This window comes from Sessilibacter corallicola (assembly GCF_021290925.1).
Classification (GTDB): domain Bacteria; phylum Pseudomonadota; class Gammaproteobacteria; order Pseudomonadales; family Cellvibrionaceae; genus Sessilibacter; species Sessilibacter corallicola.
The window spans coordinates 463,549-483,051 of sequence record NZ_JAJSLX010000001.1 but is presented as its reverse complement, the minus strand read 5'-3'; the positions used below and the strand labels follow the sequence as shown (position 1 = coordinate 483,051).

Sequence of the window (19,503 nt, the reverse complement as noted above, 5' to 3'; positions counted from 1 at the left end):
TCATCAAATTCAAATAAGCGAAGGGAAAGACCCTCGCTAAACGGATGATCGGAGGATTTCCATCATGACAACTGCAAAAACTAATCTAATCTTAAACGCAGATTCTTACAAAGCGTCTCACTTCTTACAGTATCCAGCCAATACCACGAATGTTTCCAGCTACATTGAATCACGCGGTGGTAAGTTTAAGCAATCTGTATTTTTCGGCTTGCAGATGTTTATCAAAGAGTATTTGCTAACCCCAATTACCCAAAACGATATCGACGAAGCAGAAATAATTTTAACCGCGCACGGCGTTCCATTTAATAAAGACGGTTGGCAATACATTCTCGATACTTATAACGGCTTTTTACCGATAGAGATTGAAGCTTTGCCTGAAGGTACTATCGTGCCGGAGCGCACTGTTATGGCTCAAGTAAAAAATACCGATCCAAACTGCGCTTGGCTTACCAGTTACATTGAAACCTCAATTTTACGCGCTGTGTGGTACCCAACCACGGTTGCGACTAAATCTTGGTACTGCAAAAAAATCATCCAAAAATATTTGCAGAAAACAGCAGATTCAACCGACGGCCTTGCGTTTAAACTGCACGACTTTGGTGCCCGTGGTGCGACAACAGAAGAAGCGGCCGCCATTGGCGGATTAGCGCACTTAGTTAATTTTCAGGGCACAGACACCTTAAGTGCTCTCGTAGCCGGAAGAAAATACTATGGCGCAGATATGGCAGGGTTTTCTATTCCCGCTGCGGAGCACAGCACAATAACTTCTTGGGGCAAAGACAACGAAGCCAAAGCCTATGAGAACATGCTCAACCAGTTTGCTGGACCTAACAAGTTGGTAGCTGTGGTCAGTGATTCCTACGATCTATGGAATGCCATCGATAATATTTGGGGAGAAGAGTTGCGTGACCAAGTAATCAATAATGGTGGCACCGTTGTGATTCGACCCGATAGCGGCAATCCTGTTGAAGTGGTAACAGAAACCATTGAGCGATTGATGAACAAATTTGGCTTTAAAACCAACAGCAAAGGCTATCGTGTATTGCCCGATTGTGTTCGCGTTATCCAAGGCGATGGCGTTTCTCTCGACAGTATCGAAGACATATTAATAGCTATGGACGCTAAAAAACTAAGTGCCGAGAACGTTGCCTTCGGAATGGGAGCGGAGCTGTTACAGAAGATCAATCGAGATACATTGAAATTTGCCATGAAAGCTTCTGCCGTAAAAATTAATGATCAGTGGCACGATGTATTTAAAGATCCTATTACCGATACCAGCAAACGTTCTAAGAAGGGTCGATTAGCCGTTATAAAAAATCAACAAGGCGTACTTGAAACCATTCGTGAAGATCAATTAAATGATCAAAATTCATTGTTAAAAACAGTGTATAAAAATGGAGAGTTATTGGTTAATTCAACTTTTGATGAAGTTAGAAAATTAACAGAAGCCTTTTAAGTAAAAATACGGATTATTGGGTGGGGTTAACCCCACCCGTAATTTCTGAGAAGCAGTCATACAACCCCTAAGTCGTTCATTTCTATATCCTCAAAATTTTCTCCTGCCAGTTACCACTACCAATCAGATAATGTTAGAAAATAATTGAATGCCGAGTGTTTATTGGTTTTGTATATAAACCTCTAATAATTATTGTTTGGTTCGTTTCAGATTTTTTAGTTGTATAACCAATGGTTCTACTCAAATTGCTTTTATAGAAATAAATCTATTTTAAATGAATCATTAAATTAATCGGTTAATACGTTTGTAAACCATTAAATTATTTATTGAGTGATGGAATTTACAGTTAACTGAGTCATGCTCTGTCGGTTAAATTATAAATGCTAAAGAAAAAATAAATTTCTAATTATAGTGTTCTGTTGTTTGTTCGTTCTAAGCCATTCTATAAAGCATATGAACGCCTTGTTTTGGAATGTTTATTATTTTTTATTGTTTGTCAAAATAATAAGTTTAAGCGGTAAACAAATATTATCCTTCTATGTCAATTAATGACGGTTATTATAAAAATTAAGTAAGTTTAAATTTTTAATTTAATTGTCAAAAAAATAATTAAATTGGCCGTCCTTAAAAATTTATTAAATTTATTTTATTTAATTTAGATTTTTTCGATGCATAAATAAATTTTATTTCATGCATTGATTAGGTTATTAAAAACATTAAATTTAATTATCTTTTTGGTGTGAGTGGGTGATTAATTGATGAAGTAATTTGAATAAAAATAAGTTTTTACATTTTGTGATAAAAATCGAAACTATTGACTGATATTTTTTGGTAAATTGAAATCGTCTTAGTGGTGTGAATTAATCAATAACAATCTGATCAATGCGTTAACATTTGTTACTGCGAAATTAGTAAAACCAAAAATTACTCATAAATAACATTGGTTTTATGATTTGACATAAGTCACAAATCTTCGGTGACATCTGTTTATATTGAAAATCAGAAACCTCGACAAATTCACGTTTGTATTAAATCTACAGTAAGGAATGCTGGGTATTGGGTAGTTCTACCCGATATCGCCCTATCATGAATTAATTTTAACTATATCGACTAATTCTTATTTAAAACTTAATTATTATACGACACCGATTAAACCCTCGGTTTGGTCTTCCTGTGTCTGTGATTTTTTAATTTAATGACGACGATTGTTGCAAATTATCGTCGCGTTTAGTCGTGGTAGTACATTTTTCTTAATTTATTAAATAGCGCATTTTCGATGCGTGACGGGGTGAGTTTTATTTAAAATTTTTCAAAGCGCATTTCTGGTTTACATGATTTAAAAGTTTTTCTAGTTCGTATTTTTGAATGTTTATTATTTTAAGAATTATTAATTTGTTTTGCCAATGTCACTACTGAAGCTAACTAAAATAAGCATATATAAAGGAAAAATGTCATGCACAGTTACAATGAAGAATCATCAAAGAACTATCTTTCGGCTATTTCTCGATTGAAATTGTTAGAGGAAGGAACCAGTAAAATTATTTCTGATGAGATAGAAGCCGCCAATCTCGATTGGAGAAACTTCTCTTACAGTGAATACGTTTCGCAAGGCGTTTACTCTCTGTCGTTGCTGAGCAGTGATGGCGATGGTAGTAATACCTTAATTAAAGACTGTAAACCGAAGCCCACCGAGGTACTTAATAAATTACCTAAAACCGCTGAAATACTGAATAACCTAGGTTTAGAGTTTATGTGGGCGAGGCTAAATCTATTGGGGCCAAACGCGTGTTTGTGGGAGCACCGTGATTATTCGGAATTAGATAACAGAGAAAAATTACGATTGCACATTCCTGTAAAAACCAACGACAACGCTTACTTAATTTTAGAGGGCAAAAAAGTTCACTTGCATAAAGATGGCTTATGGAAGTTAAATCCTGCTGACTTTGTACACGGCGCGGTAAACGAAGGTGAAGATCGAATTCACATTGTTCTCGATTGCTATGTTAACGACAATCTAAGAAATCTAATTAAAGACGAGTATCTCGATGAGAGTTGGTTAGCAGATTTGAAAAAACCAACAACCGCTGATTTTAATGACAAGTTAATTAACGCATTACGTTTGTATCAAGGTGACCGTAAGCGCGATGCTGAAGAGTTGCTATTAAGAACCTATTATCACTTTAATCACCAAGAAGGCGGTTCTCTCGATCTAGTACGTGAGATGTATCACCTTTTGGGAAAAAAAGAAGAAGTCAATTTGTGGGAAAGCCGAAAAACCCGTTTCCTAAAACAAGAAACCTACGAAAATCTAACCGCCGCCGCCGTTTAATTGCGAATCTTCACGGTTTAAGGAAATAAAAAATGGAAGCCACACAAATTGATAAGAACGACCCCAACCATTACGATGTGATCGTCATCGGAGTCGGTGGAATGGGCAGTGCTACCGTCTGTGAACTCGCAGAGCGCGGGAAAAAAGTGCTTGGGATTGATCGCTACGACATTCCCAATAACATGGGCTCTTCCCACGGTGCTACCCGCATTATTCGTATGGCGTACTATCAAGGTGCCGATTACGTTACTCTGGTTCGCTCCGCCTATGATCTCTGGCGAAAGCTGGAACAAAAAACTGGAGAAACGCTTCTTCATATTACCGGTTCATTAGATGCAGGCTTACCCGACAGCGAAATCGTGCAAGGTTCGTTGCAATCGTGTAAAGAGCACAATTTAGAGCATCAAGTGCTTTCAGGCAGCGAACTGTGCGAGAAATTTCCGGGTTATCACTTCCCCGAAGAAATACAGGGTATTTTTCAGGCCGATGGTGGTGTTCTATTTGCCGATAGAATTATCAAGGCTTATGTACTTTTGGCCAAGGCTGCCGGTGCAGAAATTCACGATAACGAGCAAGTATTGCAATGGCAGGCCGTAGGCGATGCTGCAAAAGTCGTTACCAATCATGGGGAATACACCGCTGATAAACTGGTGATTACCGCTGGTCCTTGGTTCTCTAAGATGATGAGCCATCTGCCTGAAATGGTCGCACCTGAGCGTCAAGTTGTGGCTTGGTTTGATCCAATTAAACCCGAATTATTTAATCCGAGCCATTTCCCAGTATTTAACTTGTTGTTGGAAGAAGGGCATTATTACGGTTTCCCTGTCTACGACAAAACTGGGTTTAAATTTGGTCGTGCTCATCATCTCAATGAAATTATTGATCCCGATACTATGAACCGAGAAGTGAGCGAATACGATAAACAAATTGTTCGTCAAGGCGTTGAAAAGTTCTTCCCAGAAGGCGCTGGTGAAATGTTAGATTCCGCAACCTGCATTTACACCAATACCGAAGACGAGCACTTTATTATCGGCACATTACCTGAATCGCCTCAAGTATCGTTTGCCGGTGGTTTCTCTGGGCACGGATTTAAGTTCTGTTCCGTAATGGGTGAAATCATGGCCGACCTTGCTGAATTCGGTGAGACCAAGCATGATATTGAGCTATTCCGTCTAGACCGATTCACACAATCTTAATGATTTAGCGCCTATTAACTGAGTTAACTAGGGCCTGTTCACACTAATTTAACCGCACCTGTCGCCCCTAAAACGCGTCAGTCTAGGCGTGAGGAGTGCAGTTTAGCGGGCTAAATAAGCGACGAACAACAACGAATGGCGTGTTTTAGGGGCGACCCTAGGGGCTCGGCGTATTTTTCCCGTATTTCGTGTTGCAGCTCGTTCATTTGGAACAACCAAATCACACTCACTGCGCCTAAAATACGAAAAAAATACACTCCAGCAGGTGTGATTAAATTAGTGTGAACAGGCCCTAGCCACAGCAGTGCAACATAACAATAAAATGTAGCTAGGTTTCTCGTGTTTATTACACACTATTGATGATTTATTTATGACGTCTATTTCGCAATCTTTTAAAGCAACGGTAGAGAGTAAGTTTTCGTTATTCTTTTTTCCCGCGCTGTTTGTTCTGCTTTGGAGTACCGGATTTATAGGGGCAAAGTATGGGCTGCCGTACGTAGAGCCTTTTACCTTTTTGTCACTGAGGTTTGCAATCACGTGTGCGATATTATTCATGATTATCGCCATCATGCGTCCGCCTTGGCCGAAAAGCTCTCGTGCGGTATTTCATATTTCGGTATCGGGATTATTGCTGCACGGACTCTATTTGGGTGGCATCTTTTCCGCGATCAATCTTGGAATGTCTGCCGGAATCGCCGCATTAATTGTCGGTATTCAACCGATATTATCGTGTTTATTCGCTAAAAAAATGTTAGATGAAACCATGAGCCGTTTTCAGTGGTTCGGTTTAATCCTAGGATTTTTAGGCGTAGGCCTGGTTGTGGCAGAAAAGATTTTCGCTTTCAAATTTGGGCAAGATAACGCTACGGTCATTGCATTTGTGGCGATTGCCGTGAGCTTGATTGGTATTTCTTACGGTATTATTTATCAAAAGAAATATTGTGCGGGTATGCATCCAATTACTGGCACCAGTATTCAGTACGCCTCCACCTTTGTATTGTTGTTTGTAATAGCGTTAACAACAGAAGACATGACCATACAGTGGACCGGAGAATTTATCTTTGCTCTGTTTTGGTTGGTGGGTGTATTGTCGATTGGTTCTATTTTCATACTGATGTATTTAATTCAACATCGGTCTATGTCGAGCGTAACCAGTTTGTTTTATATGGTACCGCCCGTTACTGCCGTTGAAGAATATCTAATTTATAACCAAAGCTTAACGTCAGTTGCTTTGGTAGGCATATTAGTGGTTGCCATTGGGGTAATTATCGCCAGCAAAAAATAGTTAATACCAGGCGAGTAATACCCAGAAATTAATACAATAAGTTTTATTGATATAAAGCTTTCGAACGCATTTAAATTTAGTTTTGAGGAATTATCATGGATTTGAAAAATAAATCGGCCATTGTTACCGGTTCAACCAGCGGGATTGGTCAAGCCATTGCGCGTGGACTTGCAGAAAAAGGCGCGAACATTGTCTTAAATGGTTTCGGTGATGAGGCCGATATCGAAAAACAACGCGTTGAACTAGAAGATACTTTTGGTGTTAACGTATTGTATTCCAACGCAGATATGAGAAAGCCTGAACAAATTCGAGCTATGGTAGAGCTTGGTATCAATGAATTTGGCGGTGTTGATATTCTGGTTAACAACGCCGGAATTCAAAATGTTTCGCCCATCGAAGATTTCCCAGACGATAAATGGAATGACATTATTGATATCAGCTTAAATTCCAATTTTCACACCATAAAAGCCGCCGTACCTGCCATGAAAGAAAAAGGCTGGGGTCGAATCGTAAATATTTCATCGGTTCACGGTTTGGTCGCTTCGCCCTACAAGTCTGCCTACAATGCTGCCAAACACGGGGTCATTGGTTTAACCAAAACGGTCGCGCTTGAACTGGGTGAATTCGGTATTACCTGTAACGCTATTTGTCCGGGTAGTGTAAATACACCACTCATGCACAAGCAGCTTCCTGGCTTAGCAAAAACCTACAATATGTCGGAAGAAGACGCCATTAAAAACGTATTGCTAAAAGCCCACGCCATTAAACAGCAAGTGACGGTTACCGATATCGCCGACACCATTGTTTATTTATGCAGTGATTCCGCAAAATTAATTACTGGGTCGTCTATTACTATTGATGGCGGTTGGACCGCTCAATAACGAGTTTTTGCCCTCAATACATGTTTATTATTGAGGGCTTTTTCTTGTTTAATCTCTTAATCTTAATAAAAGTCTTTTAGCACTATAAAAATTCAAGTACGCTTTGATTAATTGTCAGATAAATCATTGCAGGTAAACGATGGAATTTTTAATAAAACTAGAAGATCCACATACCGAAGACTCTCGCCAGCTTGTTCAAGAATTGTACCGTGATTTAAAAGCGCTAGGCTTGCCCGTTGACGACCCCGAAATTCGAAAACCGCAAACCACAATGATAACCCGTGGCGACCCTGTTACTTTAGGAGCCATTGCTGCCATCGCAGTGGGTGCCGGTGGTGCTTTAACCGTGGCGATGGGTAAAAACGGATTTTTAATACAATTGGCAAAGGTGCTTGAAAAATACGTTGATCGAAACGTGGAAATTGATTTTTCTGATGACGGTAATATCAAGCGCATAAAAGGCTCTGCTGCCGAGATAAGAAAAATCATGGATAATCAACTCACTAAGATGTCTGATAAATAAATCTTTATCAATAAAAACTCCTTGGCACATATTGTATTTATTGCATTTGTTTAAATTTAATATGTGTCATTTCCTCTCAATTCCCGTTCACTCTTGCTGAATTCTATTGTCTAACTATAAAAGATCTCTCTAGATCACCACTTTTAACTTGAAATACTGTCTAATAAACGCAACTATTTTCGAATGGGTTTGTTGTATCTGAATTTGATAAAGAGCCGCGTATGAGCCAGCACATCAATCAAGCGTTTTATGTTTTTCTTAATTCTCACGATAACCAAACGTTGTCATTATCCTTGGTGCAACAGCACAACGGACAGGAAGAGCAACTCGCCCAAGGGTTGATCAAAATTGCCGATTACGAGAAGTTACTTAAGCAATTTGTGGGCTTTGATTATATTGGTTGAACTTTAAATTATTATTTAATTGGTAATGCTAGGTTAAGCCATGGACTGATTTCTTAATTGCTACAAGGTGTAATCAGACTGCATTTTTGCTCACATCTCGGCACTACCTAAGCTAATCGTTTCCAGTCTTAATGCCATTTCTAAAGACAGCGATGCGCTGTCATTAATCACATTATTCAATGCACTGCGGCCTACGCCGAGTTTTTTGCAACATTAGCAATAGAGTCGATTTTATTGCTGTGTTCGTCTTCAATCAGAAAAGTTTTGATCAGCTCACCAGGGTGTGGTGGGTTGTGCATTTTCATTATGTTGGCTCAGTGATCGTTATTATTGGTGGTGATTTTTGAATAAACTTCCAAATAAACACTAACAGAATAAACCATTTAAAAACCCTCACCCCTTACTACTTCTCAAAAGCCATTCTTTCACTCGCTCAATAAACAATCTTGCCCGCAAGCTCACGTAATTTTCTTCGTCGCACACCAAATACACTGTTTGCCCAACGGTAAAGGCGGTATCCAATACGGTGGTCAGGCGGCCGTTTTTTATATCTTCTTTCACTTCAAAAGGTTCGGCCAGGGCGATGCCCATGCTTAGGCGAGCAGCTTCGATGGCTTGGTAGGCGTGGTCGAAGTAGGTGTGTTGTTTGATGGGTTGGTATTCTAGGTTTTGTGCTTTAAACCATAATTGCCATTGGTTTAAGCGGTCGTGTAACAGTGGGTATTGGTTGAGTTCGCGGGCGTTGCTAAGACGTTCGCTGGGCAGAATTTCTGGGTTGGCGACGGGTAGGTAGCGCTCTTCGTACAGCGGTTGAATTACTCGTTCCTGCGCTTCGGGTTTGCCTAGGCAGATGGCAACATCAAAGTTGGTGGGCAATTCGGTTTGTGCGGGTTCAATGGTTTGAATGCGCACATCAACGCCTGGGTAATCGCCTTGGAATTTTTTTAAAATTTGCAGCAACCAACTCATGGCAATAGTGGGTGTGGTGGCAATGGTCAGTTCGCCAACAATACTGTCGGTTTCTAATAATTGAATTCCGCTTTGCAAATGCTTAAAGGCTTCTTGCACGCTGTGCAACAGTTGATGGCCTGCGCGGGTTAATTCCAGGCGATTGCCCTTGCGGTAAAACAACGGCGCATCCAAATAGGTTTCGAGTTGCTTTATTTGCTTGCTCAGTGCCGGGTGGGAAATGTGCATTTCTTCCGCTGCGCGGCGAATGTGGCAGTGGCGGCCAACGACCTCAAAGGTGCGCAGCGCGGTGAGTGGGAGGTTGCGTAGGTTTACCATCATTATGCCTTCTTGGTGCCCGTTTATTTAGTACCCGTTTGTTGGAGCTTTCTGGTTACCATTTTGGTGATATTTTGTTGCTTGTGGAAACTAAAATAAACCATAAACTGGGATTGATAAAGCATTAATCGTGAACTCGCGAGAGCAAACTCATGGCAGAATTTTCATTCAAAAATCGACAAGACGGCGGTAATACTCAACCTCTAGAACACTGGGGGATGGATTCCGAATACGGCGTCTTAACCGACATTCTTCTAGGGCCTGTGGATAACTTTGGCTGGCTACCCAGCAACGCTACGGCGAGGCGAACCTTGCGCAAAGGCGATGTGTTTGATGCTGCCGTTGCCGCCGAGCAGCACCAAACCATGCGTGAAATCTATCAATCCGCAGGCGTTAATGTGCATATGCTCACGCCCGATGCCAATCATCCGTACCAAATTTTTGCGCGGGATTCCTCGGTGATGACCCCGTGGGGACCGATCATTACCCAAATGTCTAATCACTGGCGTCGAGGCGAATGGACGGAGCTGGTTCGGTTTTATCACCGTATGAACATTCCTGTGTACGATATGGTCAGCACGGGCACATTTGAAGGCGGCGATTTCCATATTTTAAAACCGGGCGTGGTGGCGTGTGGTTACTCCGGTGATCGCACCACAAAAGAGGCTATTGATCAGGTATCGGCTTGGTTTGAAGTCGAAGGTTGGGAATTTTACGCCTACGAGTTTGATCCGTTTTATTTGCACTTGGATGTTTTATTTTCCATGCTCACCGAAGGCTTGGCGGTTGCTTGCATTGATGCGTTGGAGCCTGAATTTATTCAGTGGTTAAAAGAAAAAAATATCGAATTAATTGACGTGAGTTTTAAAAATGCCATGCATCACATGGGTTGTAATGTGGTGGCGTTAGGTAATGATCGCGTGTTGTTACCGGCAGAGGCAAGCTCGTTAATTGATGCCTGTAAAGCCAACGGTTTAGAGGTAATGACGGTGGATGTTTCCATGATTTCTCGCGGCGGCGGTAGTTTGCATTGTATGTGTCAGCCGTTAAAGCGTGAGAGTGTGGTTAAAAAGAGTGTCATTAAATAAAAGGTTAAATAAATAATATTAAAAGTTAAATAAAAAATATTTCCATCGATAACAAACAACGGATCAATCACTATGACGACTCAACTTACCGTTAATGGCAATCGTTTGTGGCAGAGTTTAATGGATTTGGCAGAGCTTGGCGCAACACCTGCCGGTGGCTGTAATCGCCAAGCATTAACCGATCTTGATCGACAAGCCCGTGATTTATTCATTCAGTGGTGCACTGATGCCGGTTGTTCCATAAAAATCGATACCATGGGAAATATTTTTGCTCAGCGTCCAGGCCGAGATAACAATTTACCGCCAGTAGTAACCGGTTCCCATATTGATACGCAACCCACGGGCGGAAAATTCGATGGTGTCTACGGTGTGCTTGCTGGTCTTGAGGTGATTCGCAGTTTGAACGATCACGGCATTGAAACCGAAGCCCCCATTGAAGCCAGCGTTTGGACCAACGAAGAAGGCGCGCGATTTTCTCCCGCGATGATTGGTTCTGGCGTTTGGTGTGGCGAGTTCGATGTGCAATACGGACATAGCCGCACCGACAAATCGGGCAAAACCATCGGCGAAGAATTAGCGCGAATAAATTACTTAGGCGAGATTCCCTGCGAACCGCGCCCAATAAAAGGATTTATTGAAGTTCATATCGAACAAGGCCCCATTCTAGAAGCCGAAGCATTACAAATTGGTGTGGTTGAAGGTGTGCAAGGCATTTATTGGTACGATTTAACCCTTCACGGCACACCCGTACACGCAGGGCCAACACCGATGAACGTTCGTCATGACCCCTTTATGGTATTGCCAGATATTATTAACGAGCTTTACCAATTAATTGAACAATACGGCCCAGACTCACGAATCACCTTTGGTGACATAAAAGCCGAGCCAGGTGCGCGCAACACCGTACCCGAAAAAATCACATTGGCCGTTGATATTCGACATCCCAAGCAAGCCATTCTCGACGAGTTAGATGCTAAATTTCGTGAGACTATTAATAACCATTGCGAGAAAAAATTATTTAATTACAACATTCGCGACGAATGGCGATCGCCCGCCGTACAATTCTCCAAAACTTGCGTCGATGCTATTTCCAACGCAACCCAGAATTTAGGGCTTACCCATAAACACATGTTCTCCGGCGCCGGACACGATTCCGTTTATATCACCCGCAAAGCACCCACTGCCATGATATTTATACCCTGTAAAGACGGTATTTCTCACAACGAAGCCGAATACGCCACACCAGAAGATATCGAAGCCGGTGCAAATGTGTTGTTAAATACGATGGTGAGTTTGGCGAATTCTTAGTAAATGTATTAATAATTTTTTATTGTTATAATAAAGATGATATATACGACACATTGTTAGAGCGCGTAGAAAAATCTGATGACTATGTCTAATTCCCTTAAGTACGCTTGATATATCATGCAACTTCAAATCAAGTTAGGTTTAGCTCAAAGGGAATTACTATGCCAAAAAATAAAAAATCCCTCGATGAAGAACTCTATATTGAAAAAAGAAAGCTAGGCGAGCTTTTTGACAGTTCTTATGATCTTGAATTAAATTTATGGAGAGGGCAGAAACCTGAAGACAAAGGTAAGCCTATATTATATCCAATTTTAAAATCTTTTTTACTCTCGAATGGAAATGTCAGAGATCCCGATATAGCAACTTATATAAATAACAACGAACTATGGGTAGATTCTAAGTCGGGAGGTGTTTCTCTGTTTGATAAGTTAGGAGTTCCAAACAAAAAGTGGGATTACTTCCGTTTAAACATTGGGCTGAAGATTCCACACGGATTATATATAATAAAAGACAATTATAATCGGAGACATAGCTCGTTTCATTACAGTATAAAAGCTGGTTGGGATATGCCACTTAAAAAGTTTTTGATGTTACTAGATGAAATAGCTACTAGCTTAACATTTGAGGAGAGATAGTGAGTTCATTAACCCTTTCTGATCTATGTGTAGTGATACCTCTTCTAGAGAAAGAATTAGACCGTATTCATCAGGATATAGAGCAGGGCAATCAGCAGGAGTCAGATGATGCGTCAGAACTTTCGGTGGTTTATGGTGCTACAGCGGCTAAATTTGAACAGCTGTATAAATCGCTCTGGGAAGAAGGATCTAATTATCCCAGTTATGACGAACTGATTAATCGCTAAATAATCCGGTTTTTATGTTCACTCAAACCAGACTCGATAACGCCTTAGCTGCCATTGGTGCGGCACCTTCTGTTGATCTTTTTGATCAACTCAAACATCTTTATAACGAGCCTTCGCGTTTTTATCATTCTCAAACTCACGTAGAAGAGTGTTTGAAAGCGCTGGATACTCATCGTGATCTTGCCAAAAAAGCGAATGAAATTGAAGTGGCCATTTGGTTTCACGATGCGATTTATAATTCTCTTAAATCCGATAACGAAGAACAGAGCGCGGCACTTGCAGTAACAACCTTATCAAGCTTGGGGGTGGCGCCGAATTGTGTGGCTGCCATTGAAGCTATGATTTTGGCAACCAAATCCCATATTGCTCATGATCCCGATACCGAATTGCTGCTGGATATTGATTTAGCGATTCTAGGGCAACCGAGCGCCGTGTTTCATGCTTATGATGAATCTATTCGCAAGGAATATTCCTGGGTTCCAGAAGTGCAGTATCGGCATGCCAGAGAGTCAATTCTTAAGAATTTTCTAGAGCGTTCTAGAATCTATCAGACGGATCGATTTTATGAGTTGTATGAAGTACAAGCGCGACGTAATTTATCGGGGCAAATTGATAAGCTTAGCGAAAATTAAAAAATCGTCCCTGATATCAGTTTTCGCGGAAAGCTGTTTTTCGACGTTATTTATTTAAAATAATCGTTTTGAAATTATTGCTGTTTCATTTTCTCCAACCAAATTTGGTGAAATCTTACATTTACCTGATCCCACGCTTGTACCAATATGCCTTTGTCCGCTTCGGGAGACGTGCGGGTGATTTGCAGTTTATCGAGCAGTTCGATGTCTTGTTCGTTAACGTGATTTAACACGTTGCTTAGTGTTTCTCGCTGTTTGTCGTATTCTGGCGACATGGTGTCTGGATTGGCTGCGTAAATGGTGAGTGTTTCTGTGTAAAAATCGTAGGCTTCTGGTCGCACGATAATCAATTGTACCCAAACCGGGTCAACAAACAGTAAGGTATTTGGGAAAATACCAAACCACTGTTGGGTGCCAATATTGTCTTTGTTTAAGTGCTTAAACGTGGGCAGTGGTTTGTCGGTTTTTGCAGGTTTATCTGACGCGCCAGAGGGCAGTTTTAAACCGATAATATTGTCGGATAAAAATAAATCTTCCTGATTCATCACCGAATTTAATCGTACGGCTTGAGAATGCACAAACGGTACGTGGTAGCCATCTAAAAAGTTATCAACGGCGAGTTTCCAGTTGGATTTAGATTCGTATTCTGTAGAACTGATTCTGTGTAAATCGTTAGAGTCGTAGCCTTCCAGTATTTGATCCAATGGTTTGATAAAATCTTCAAAGGGTTCGGCATCACCAGAAATGTTCACAAAAATGGTGTCCCACCAAACCACAGATCGAACTTCAATTAAGCCTTTGTCGGATTTTTCTTCTTCGGTTAATTCTCGGTCCGAATTGCCGAAAAACTTTGGTGCTGAACGAAGGCTGCCATCCAGTTTATAAGCCCAACGGTGATACGGGCACGAAAGCGTGCGAACACGGCAAGGTTTGTCGATAATAGGTGCAGCTTTGTGGCGACAAACGTTGTGGAATACGCTGATTTTTTGGTCTTCACTGCGAATGGCAATTAGGCTGGCATCACCCATACGAACGGGTAAAATATCACCGACATTTTCTAACTGCTGAGCGCTGGCAATGCTGACCCAACCTTTTCTTAAAATTGTTTCGGATTCTTGCTGAAAGATTTCTGAATCTTTAAATACCGCAGAAGGCAATCCGTGAATTTGAGTGTCTTCGCTGTCAATGTGCGTGACGTCGATTTTCATGTCTTTCTCCTAACACAAAAAATAGCGAACCATTAATGCAGTTAATAATAATCGCTAAATTTATTTAAATTTTCAGTGATTAAAAAATCCAGTGCGCAATCAACGCCAATATCGGTAGGGCTATTGCAGTGCGGATAAAAAATATCGCAATTAAATGAGTAATCGTTAACGGTATTTTTGATCGCATAATTAATAGGGCAGATTCGGCAAAGAAAATGAGTTGGGTAATGGATAATCCTGCCAAAATAAAACGCGTAATTTCTGATTGCTGAGTGCCGGCAATGATCGCGGGTACAAATTGATCGAGTAAACCAATGACCACGCCCGGTGCGGCCGTTTCTGCATCGGGTATTTGTAGCAGATCCAACACATGAATAAACGGGTAAGAGATAATCTGAAATAAGCTGGTATGGTAGTACAGCACCAGCGCTAAAAATTCGATGGTCATGGCGGCAGGCATCATCATGATAAAAAGATCGCACATGGTGCCAAAACCATTTTTTAGCGATACTAACGGGTTGGGCGATTTTGATGCGGTCGCAAACGATTGTTTACACGCCCAAGAAAGCGGAGAGTGCCCATGTTCTGCAATTTCTGAAACTCGTTTACCAACCGATGAATAGTAGTGATTGGGCACATTTTTTAATGGTGGTAACTTAGGAACAACAATCGCGCAAGTAATGCAGATGAGGGCCATACTGCCGTAGAGTTGAAAGAAGTAGCCTTCTAGCCCGGCAACTTGTGAAGTTAACAATACAAATGGCAGTGAAATAACGGAAAAATTGGTTGCGATAGTAGCGGATTCTTTTGCCGTGTAATAACCGCGTTCGTATTGTTTGGATGTCATGATGACCGCAATGCTAGAAGCACCAATCCAAGAAGCCAACGTATCAACAACAGACCTTCCCGGAAGACCAAATAGGCGTTTATACACCGGACGCATCAGCGTGCCGACAAAGTCCAGCAAGCCATAATCGGTTAAAAAAGGAAGAAACAAACACCCCAAGCCAATAACTACAAATATGGCTCCGGCAACATCAATATACGCCGTAACGCCGGTTTGTTTTTCTAAAACCCATTGTGGGCCGACGTTAAACAGCAACATTACCGAAACAATGCCACCAACCGTGGATAACAATACCCAAAACCAATGGGAAGCCACAAGATGTTTGGAGAAGGGTAACTGTTTCGATATTGCCTGTGGCAGTAAATAATAAACCAACGAAATAATCGAACTGACAATAAACAATGGCAAAGTAAAAAATGCCATATTGTTGCCAATAAAACCTTTAATGCCATCAGAAAGAATACCCATCATTATGGTCCATTTACCGTCTTGATAAATGGGAACCAGAAAAAACAGGATTCCAAACAGCGAACAACCAATCAGTTTTAACAGCGTAAACTGTGTTGGATCAGAATTTTTGCCTGAGCTTTCATCTACTGGTAAGTTCGCTGTGCTTGTCATATCGATATTATTCGGCATAAATAATTGATTTAAAAAAGTATCATTTAGGTACCATAGGCCCTAGATACTGAGTTTTAATAAACGGGTGTAATCGGCGTATTGTTTTTTAGTGTCGAAATAACATTATTCGCCACTAAATCTGTCATGGCGTTGTACGCTTGATCTTCAAAGTTGGCGAAGTGCGAAGTCAACGCAATGTTGCTTTCCGCGATGGTGTTTACCGCTGAGCTGTAAACGTCTAAACCTGCGCCGTGTAAGCTGCCGGAATTTAAACGATCAATCAGAGCTTGTTCGTCGACTAATCCCGCCCGTGCAGTATTAATAAACGTTGCCTTGTTGTGCATAAGCGCAATCATGTCTGCGTTGACCAAGTTTTTGGTGTGCTTATTTAGCGGCATGTTCACACAAATAAAATCACTGTGTGCCATCAGGTAGTCGAGCTTGACTAATTTCGAATGAATGTCGCGGTCCAGTTCGGGTTTATTGGCAATGTCGTAGTAAATGATTTGATTGTTAAATCCATGATGCATGGTTTTTGCCACCCGCGAACCAATGCGACCCATGCCCACAATACCGGTGACTTTGTTTCTTACCGATACAGCCGTTGGCCTTGAAAACGAAGGTGCTGGGTCTTCGGTTAATGATTTGCGCTCCATGTGCAATGCGGGAATTCTTCGGGCGATCGACACTAATAAGGCAACCGTGGCCTCGGCGGTGGCTTCAAAGGCTTCTTCGGTTGGCGTATTGGTAACCGCAATGTTGAGTTTTTTCGCGGTTTCAATATCGATGTTTGAAAAGCCAATACCCATGTTGGAGACAACCTTTAAACGGCCAGAATTTTTGGCTGTTTCTAGTAACCCTCGATCGATGGTGTCTTCGGTGTGCGTTAGTAATGCATCGACTTGCAATGCTTTTTTGAACAATAAACTTTTTGGGCAAACGTCTGGGCTGTCTCTAACTTCTAATTCAATTCCAGCATCGGCAAGCATTTGCTGCAATTTCGGTGTGTTAAAGGTTGGGCGTGTTAAAAAAGCGTTCATAGTCGTTATGGTTTAACCTTTAAAACGGAAAGTTCGAAACAACGCCTGATTCTTTAATTTCAATCAGACTCGGACCTCGGTGTTCGATGGCCAATGCCAGCTTTTCAGAAAAATCACTCATGGATTCAACCAGCCACGATTGAAAACCGTATTCACGAGCAAGATTGGCGTAGCTTGGGGTGTAAATATCAACGCCAATGGCGGGAATATCCTGCTCGTTCATAAAGCGTTTTATTTCGCCGTAGCCGCTGTTGTTCCAAACAATGAATGTGATATCTGCATTAATACCCACGGCGCTGGCAAGTTCATTGACCGTAAATTGGCCGCCGCCATCACCAATCAAACCAATCACGGGTAAATTCGGTTGCGCGAGCTTAGCGCCAACGGTTGCGGGAAAGGCGTAACCCAATGTGCCAAAACCGGTTGCCGAATGAAAATACCGTCGTGGTTTTTCACATTCATAAAATGCTTGGGCGAAATACGTCGGCTGAGTGGAGTCGCCCACAATAATGGCTTCGGGAACCGTAGCAGTAATTGTGTCGAAAAATGCTTGGTAATTTTTATCGCGATGAGTAATCGCTGAGCTTTTTAATTGCGCCGCACGTTGATTGTTGGGTGTTTGGGGAGTTGAGTACTGGCTGATTTCAGTCGCAATTAACTGCATAATTTTATTGGCGTCACCCAACAAAGGAATGTCCGGTTTTACGTTGCTGAATAACTGACTCATGTCGATATCTATTCGAACTACTTTTCCGTTAATGTTTAAATCACCCAAAAAGAAAAAGTCGTAGTCGGTCTCAGAAAATTCGGTGCCAATCGCCAAAATAACATCGGCTTGATTTTCCAGCTCTTCTCTTAAACACTCTAGAGACGGCGTTGCACCGACCTGTAACGGATGCGAGCTAGGCACAATACCTTTACCGTTATTGGTGTTAAGAACGGGAATATTAAAATATTCGGCAACCTGAACAATGGGCTCAGCGGCACCAACCGCACCGCCACCAATAATCATGAGCGGTCGTTGTGCGCTCGATAACAATTCAACGGCAGGTTTAATTGCGGTGATCGATGCCGTGGGAGAATCGGGTAGTGGCCACGGTGTGGTATCAATATGCGATGCGTCTTGCTTAAGCACATCCAGCGGAATTTCGATGTGCACCGGACCGGGGCGTTGGCTGGTAAATATGGAAAAAGCACGGGCGATTACTTTGGGTAAATTATTAACGTCGGTTAAGCGGTGGTTGTACACCGAAACCTGCGAGGTTAACGCTAATTGATCCGGCAATTCATGGAGGCGACCTTCACCCAATGCCAGCTGATGGTTGCTGTTTACCGATGAAATCACCAATAGGGGAATAGAATCCTGCATCGCTTGCGCCATTGCGGTTGCGATATTGGTCATGCCGGGGCCGGTGATAATAAAACACACCCCCGGCTTGCCAGAGGCACGGGCGTAACCATCGGCCATAAATCCCGCACCTTGTTCGTGACGAGGGGTTATATGTTGAATGTGAGTTTGTGGCAGGCCGCCGTACATTTCGATATTGTGCACACCGGGAATACCGAAAATAATCTCGGTACCGTAGCCTTCGAGAATTTCTGGAATAATCTTTCCACAGGTTTTAATGCTCACAGTACGGCGTCCTTGGTCTTCATTGAATTTTTATTCACGGCTTCAATGGCTTGTTGCCATAAGCTCTCAGCGGTTTGTTTAAGCAATAATGCTTCCTGCCAGCGGTCGCTCAATTCAAAACCGTCAGGCCCGGTAATCGCGTAGGGCGGTGGGCCGAGCTCACAGACAAACGCACAGGCTTTTTCGGAATCTGTATTTTGCTGAATCCAGGTTTCGAAACCCTCTAACCACCAGCTTTTGAATAATTCAAACCAGGGTTGGTTTTGAGGAAAAGCCAAAGCAATTTGCGCTTGTTCGCGTGTGCCGACACGACCATGAAAAACCTGTGTGCGATTGAGTACGAGTGATACCAATGCAGACGCTTCTTGTGAAATGGGTAAATACCATTCTTGATTCAGCAAAACATGGGATAAATCGGCCACCATGGAAAGCTCCGGCACTTGATCCATCAATTGCAAGGTAAACAGTAAATCGTTGGTCATGCAGTTTCTGTGGGCTTCTACATAAGTGGCAAAGCCAGCGCGGTTGCCAATGCTTAACCAATCCCGAGTTTGCTCGGCAATGGCGTTAACATCCCAAGGTGGAACCTGGCCGATAATCCCTATGCATTCAGGTGGGCAATCCAGTGTTTTAGCCCAATCGACAAGCTCTTGAAAATCGTTTGAATTACTGACAAATACATTAAATACACAAGCCAAACCGAATTGTTTAAGCAGTGGTTGAGCGTGTTCTATAAAATTCTTATTGTGATGAGGAAAATCGAAGCTTACCCCGTAAAAGCCTGAGTCAGCAATCCTGTTGATTTTTTCCTGTAGCTGCCACTGAAAGCTGTCGGGTTGATTAAATTCCATGCCCCACATGGATTGGTAAATATTTAATGTTGGCATACATTTTCTCAAATAA

The 19,503-nt window shown here is 41.9% G+C and carries 18 protein-coding genes; 12 read left to right on the top strand and 6 right to left on the bottom strand.

Going from position 1 to position 19,503, the window contains the following annotated elements:
* The first annotated feature begins 64 nt into the window (after positions 1-64).
* From LU361_RS01910 to LU361_RS01880, 7 genes are all read left to right on the top strand, one after another.
* Entirely contained in the window at positions 65-1,456 is a 1,392-nt protein-coding gene (locus LU361_RS01910; RefSeq protein ID WP_233086624.1) for a nicotinate phosphoribosyltransferase, read from the top strand.
* 1,453 nt (positions 1,457-2,909) lie between these two features.
* Complete coding sequence (locus LU361_RS01905; protein ID WP_233086623.1) at positions 2,910-3,785, top strand: aspartyl/asparaginyl beta-hydroxylase domain-containing protein; 876 nt, start codon at positions 2,910-2,912, stop codon at positions 3,783-3,785.
* Positions 3,786-3,817: 32 nt separating this feature from the next.
* Positions 3,818-4,981 (top strand): N-methyl-L-tryptophan oxidase, encoded by a 1,164-nt coding sequence (gene solA, locus LU361_RS01900; protein WP_233086622.1) that lies wholly within the window; start codon positions 3,818-3,820, stop codon positions 4,979-4,981.
* A 370-nt stretch (positions 4,982-5,351) separates the two neighbouring features.
* On the top strand, positions 5,352-6,266 hold the full coding sequence (locus LU361_RS01895; protein WP_233086621.1) for a DMT family transporter: 915 nt from the start codon (positions 5,352-5,354) through the stop codon (positions 6,264-6,266).
* A 95-nt stretch (positions 6,267-6,361) separates the two neighbouring features.
* Entirely contained in the window at positions 6,362-7,147 is a 786-nt protein-coding gene (locus tag LU361_RS01890; protein ID WP_233086620.1) for a 3-hydroxybutyrate dehydrogenase, read from the top strand.
* A 139-nt stretch (positions 7,148-7,286) separates the two neighbouring features.
* Positions 7,287-7,670, top strand: coding sequence for a hypothetical protein (locus LU361_RS01885; RefSeq protein ID WP_233086619.1), 384 nt, complete (start codon positions 7,287-7,289; stop codon positions 7,668-7,670).
* Between the two features lie 221 nt (positions 7,671-7,891).
* Positions 7,892-8,074, top strand: coding sequence for a hypothetical protein (locus LU361_RS01880; protein ID WP_233086618.1), 183 nt, complete (start codon positions 7,892-7,894; stop codon positions 8,072-8,074).
* A gap of 393 nt (positions 8,075-8,467) precedes the next feature.
* Here LU361_RS01880 and LU361_RS01875 read toward each other — a convergent pair whose 3' ends face one another.
* On the bottom strand, positions 8,468-9,364 hold the full coding sequence (locus tag LU361_RS01875; RefSeq protein ID WP_233086617.1) for a LysR substrate-binding domain-containing protein: 897 nt from the start codon (positions 9,362-9,364) through the stop codon (positions 8,468-8,470).
* Positions 9,365-9,513: 149 nt separating this feature from the next.
* Here LU361_RS01875 and LU361_RS01870 point away from each other — a divergent pair, with 149 nt between their 5' ends.
* The 5 genes from LU361_RS01870 to LU361_RS01850 all read left to right on the top strand — a co-directional run bounded on the left by LU361_RS01870 (position 9,514) and on the right by LU361_RS01850 (position 13,251).
* A complete protein-coding gene (locus LU361_RS01870) occupies positions 9,514-10,449 on the top strand; it encodes a dimethylarginine dimethylaminohydrolase family protein (protein ID WP_233086616.1) in 936 nt (311 codons plus the stop codon).
* A 72-nt stretch (positions 10,450-10,521) separates the two neighbouring features.
* Positions 10,522-11,757, top strand: coding sequence for a Zn-dependent hydrolase (locus LU361_RS01865; RefSeq protein WP_233086615.1), 1,236 nt, complete (start codon positions 10,522-10,524; stop codon positions 11,755-11,757).
* Between the two features lie 161 nt (positions 11,758-11,918).
* Positions 11,919-12,392: a Tse2 family ADP-ribosyltransferase toxin gene (locus LU361_RS01860; RefSeq protein ID WP_233086614.1), complete on the top strand. Its 474-nt coding sequence runs from the start codon at positions 11,919-11,921 to the stop codon at positions 12,390-12,392.
* Entirely contained in the window at positions 12,392-12,619 is a 228-nt protein-coding gene (locus LU361_RS01855; RefSeq protein WP_233086613.1) for a hypothetical protein, read from the top strand. The genes LU361_RS01860 and LU361_RS01855 overlap by 1 nt, the downstream gene beginning before the upstream one ends.
* 14 nt (positions 12,620-12,633) lie before the next feature.
* Complete coding sequence (locus LU361_RS01850) at positions 12,634-13,251, top strand: HD domain-containing protein (RefSeq protein ID WP_233086612.1); 618 nt, start codon at positions 12,634-12,636, stop codon at positions 13,249-13,251.
* A 74-nt stretch (positions 13,252-13,325) separates the two neighbouring features.
* On the opposite strand, the gene LU361_RS01845 is transcribed toward LU361_RS01850, so the two are convergent.
* The 5 genes from LU361_RS01845 to LU361_RS01825 all read right to left on the bottom strand — a co-directional run bounded on the left by LU361_RS01845 (position 13,326) and on the right by LU361_RS01825 (position 19,487).
* Positions 13,326-14,459: an aromatic ring-hydroxylating oxygenase subunit alpha gene (locus LU361_RS01845; protein ID WP_233086611.1), complete on the bottom strand. Its 1,134-nt coding sequence runs from the start codon at positions 14,457-14,459 to the stop codon at positions 13,326-13,328.
* Positions 14,460-14,538: 79 nt separating this feature from the next.
* Complete coding sequence (locus LU361_RS01840) at positions 14,539-15,927, bottom strand: YjiH family protein (protein ID WP_233086610.1); 1,389 nt, start codon at positions 15,925-15,927, stop codon at positions 14,539-14,541.
* 74 nt (positions 15,928-16,001) lie between these two features.
* Positions 16,002-16,967: a 2-hydroxyacid dehydrogenase gene (locus tag LU361_RS01835; RefSeq protein WP_233086609.1), complete on the bottom strand. Its 966-nt coding sequence runs from the start codon at positions 16,965-16,967 to the stop codon at positions 16,002-16,004.
* Positions 16,968-16,986: 19 nt separating this feature from the next.
* Entirely contained in the window at positions 16,987-18,600 is a 1,614-nt protein-coding gene (locus LU361_RS01830; protein ID WP_233086608.1) for a 5-guanidino-2-oxopentanoate decarboxylase, read from the bottom strand.
* On the bottom strand, positions 18,597-19,487 hold the full coding sequence (locus tag LU361_RS01825; RefSeq protein ID WP_233086607.1) for a hypothetical protein: 891 nt from the start codon (positions 19,485-19,487) through the stop codon (positions 18,597-18,599). The genes LU361_RS01830 and LU361_RS01825 overlap by 4 nt, the downstream gene beginning before the upstream one ends.
* Positions 19,488-19,503 lie beyond the last annotated feature (16 nt).

Coding starts and splice junctions, on each gene's coding strand:
- solA (WP_233086622.1), top strand. CDS start 3,818: ATGGAAGCCACACAAATTGATAAGAACGACCCCAACCATTACGATGTG.
- LU361_RS01865 (WP_233086615.1), top strand. CDS start 10,522: ATGACGACTCAACTTACCGTTAATGGCAATCGTTTGTGGCAGAGTTTA.
- LU361_RS01875 (WP_233086617.1), bottom strand. CDS start 9,364: ATGATGGTAAACCTACGCAACCTCCCACTCACCGCGCTGCGCACCTTT.
- LU361_RS01890 (WP_233086620.1), top strand. CDS start 6,362: ATGGATTTGAAAAATAAATCGGCCATTGTTACCGGTTCAACCAGCGGG.
- LU361_RS01850 (WP_233086612.1), top strand. CDS start 12,634: ATGTTCACTCAAACCAGACTCGATAACGCCTTAGCTGCCATTGGTGCG.
- LU361_RS01870 (WP_233086616.1), top strand. CDS start 9,514: ATGGCAGAATTTTCATTCAAAAATCGACAAGACGGCGGTAATACTCAA.
- LU361_RS01825 (WP_233086607.1), bottom strand. CDS start 19,487: ATGCCAACATTAAATATTTACCAATCCATGTGGGGCATGGAATTTAAT.
- LU361_RS01860 (WP_233086614.1), top strand. CDS start 11,919: ATGCCAAAAAATAAAAAATCCCTCGATGAAGAACTCTATATTGAAAAA.
- LU361_RS01880 (WP_233086618.1), top strand. CDS start 7,892: ATGAGCCAGCACATCAATCAAGCGTTTTATGTTTTTCTTAATTCTCAC.
- LU361_RS01895 (WP_233086621.1), top strand. CDS start 5,352: ATGACGTCTATTTCGCAATCTTTTAAAGCAACGGTAGAGAGTAAGTTT.
- LU361_RS01905 (WP_233086623.1), top strand. CDS start 2,910: ATGCACAGTTACAATGAAGAATCATCAAAGAACTATCTTTCGGCTATT.
- LU361_RS01910 (WP_233086624.1), top strand. CDS start 65: ATGACAACTGCAAAAACTAATCTAATCTTAAACGCAGATTCTTACAAA.
- LU361_RS01845 (WP_233086611.1), bottom strand. CDS start 14,459: ATGAAAATCGACGTCACGCACATTGACAGCGAAGACACTCAAATTCAC.
- LU361_RS01840 (WP_233086610.1), bottom strand. CDS start 15,927: ATGACAAGCACAGCGAACTTACCAGTAGATGAAAGCTCAGGCAAAAAT.
- LU361_RS01885 (WP_233086619.1), top strand. CDS start 7,287: ATGGAATTTTTAATAAAACTAGAAGATCCACATACCGAAGACTCTCGC.
- LU361_RS01835 (WP_233086609.1), bottom strand. CDS start 16,967: ATGAACGCTTTTTTAACACGCCCAACCTTTAACACACCGAAATTGCAG.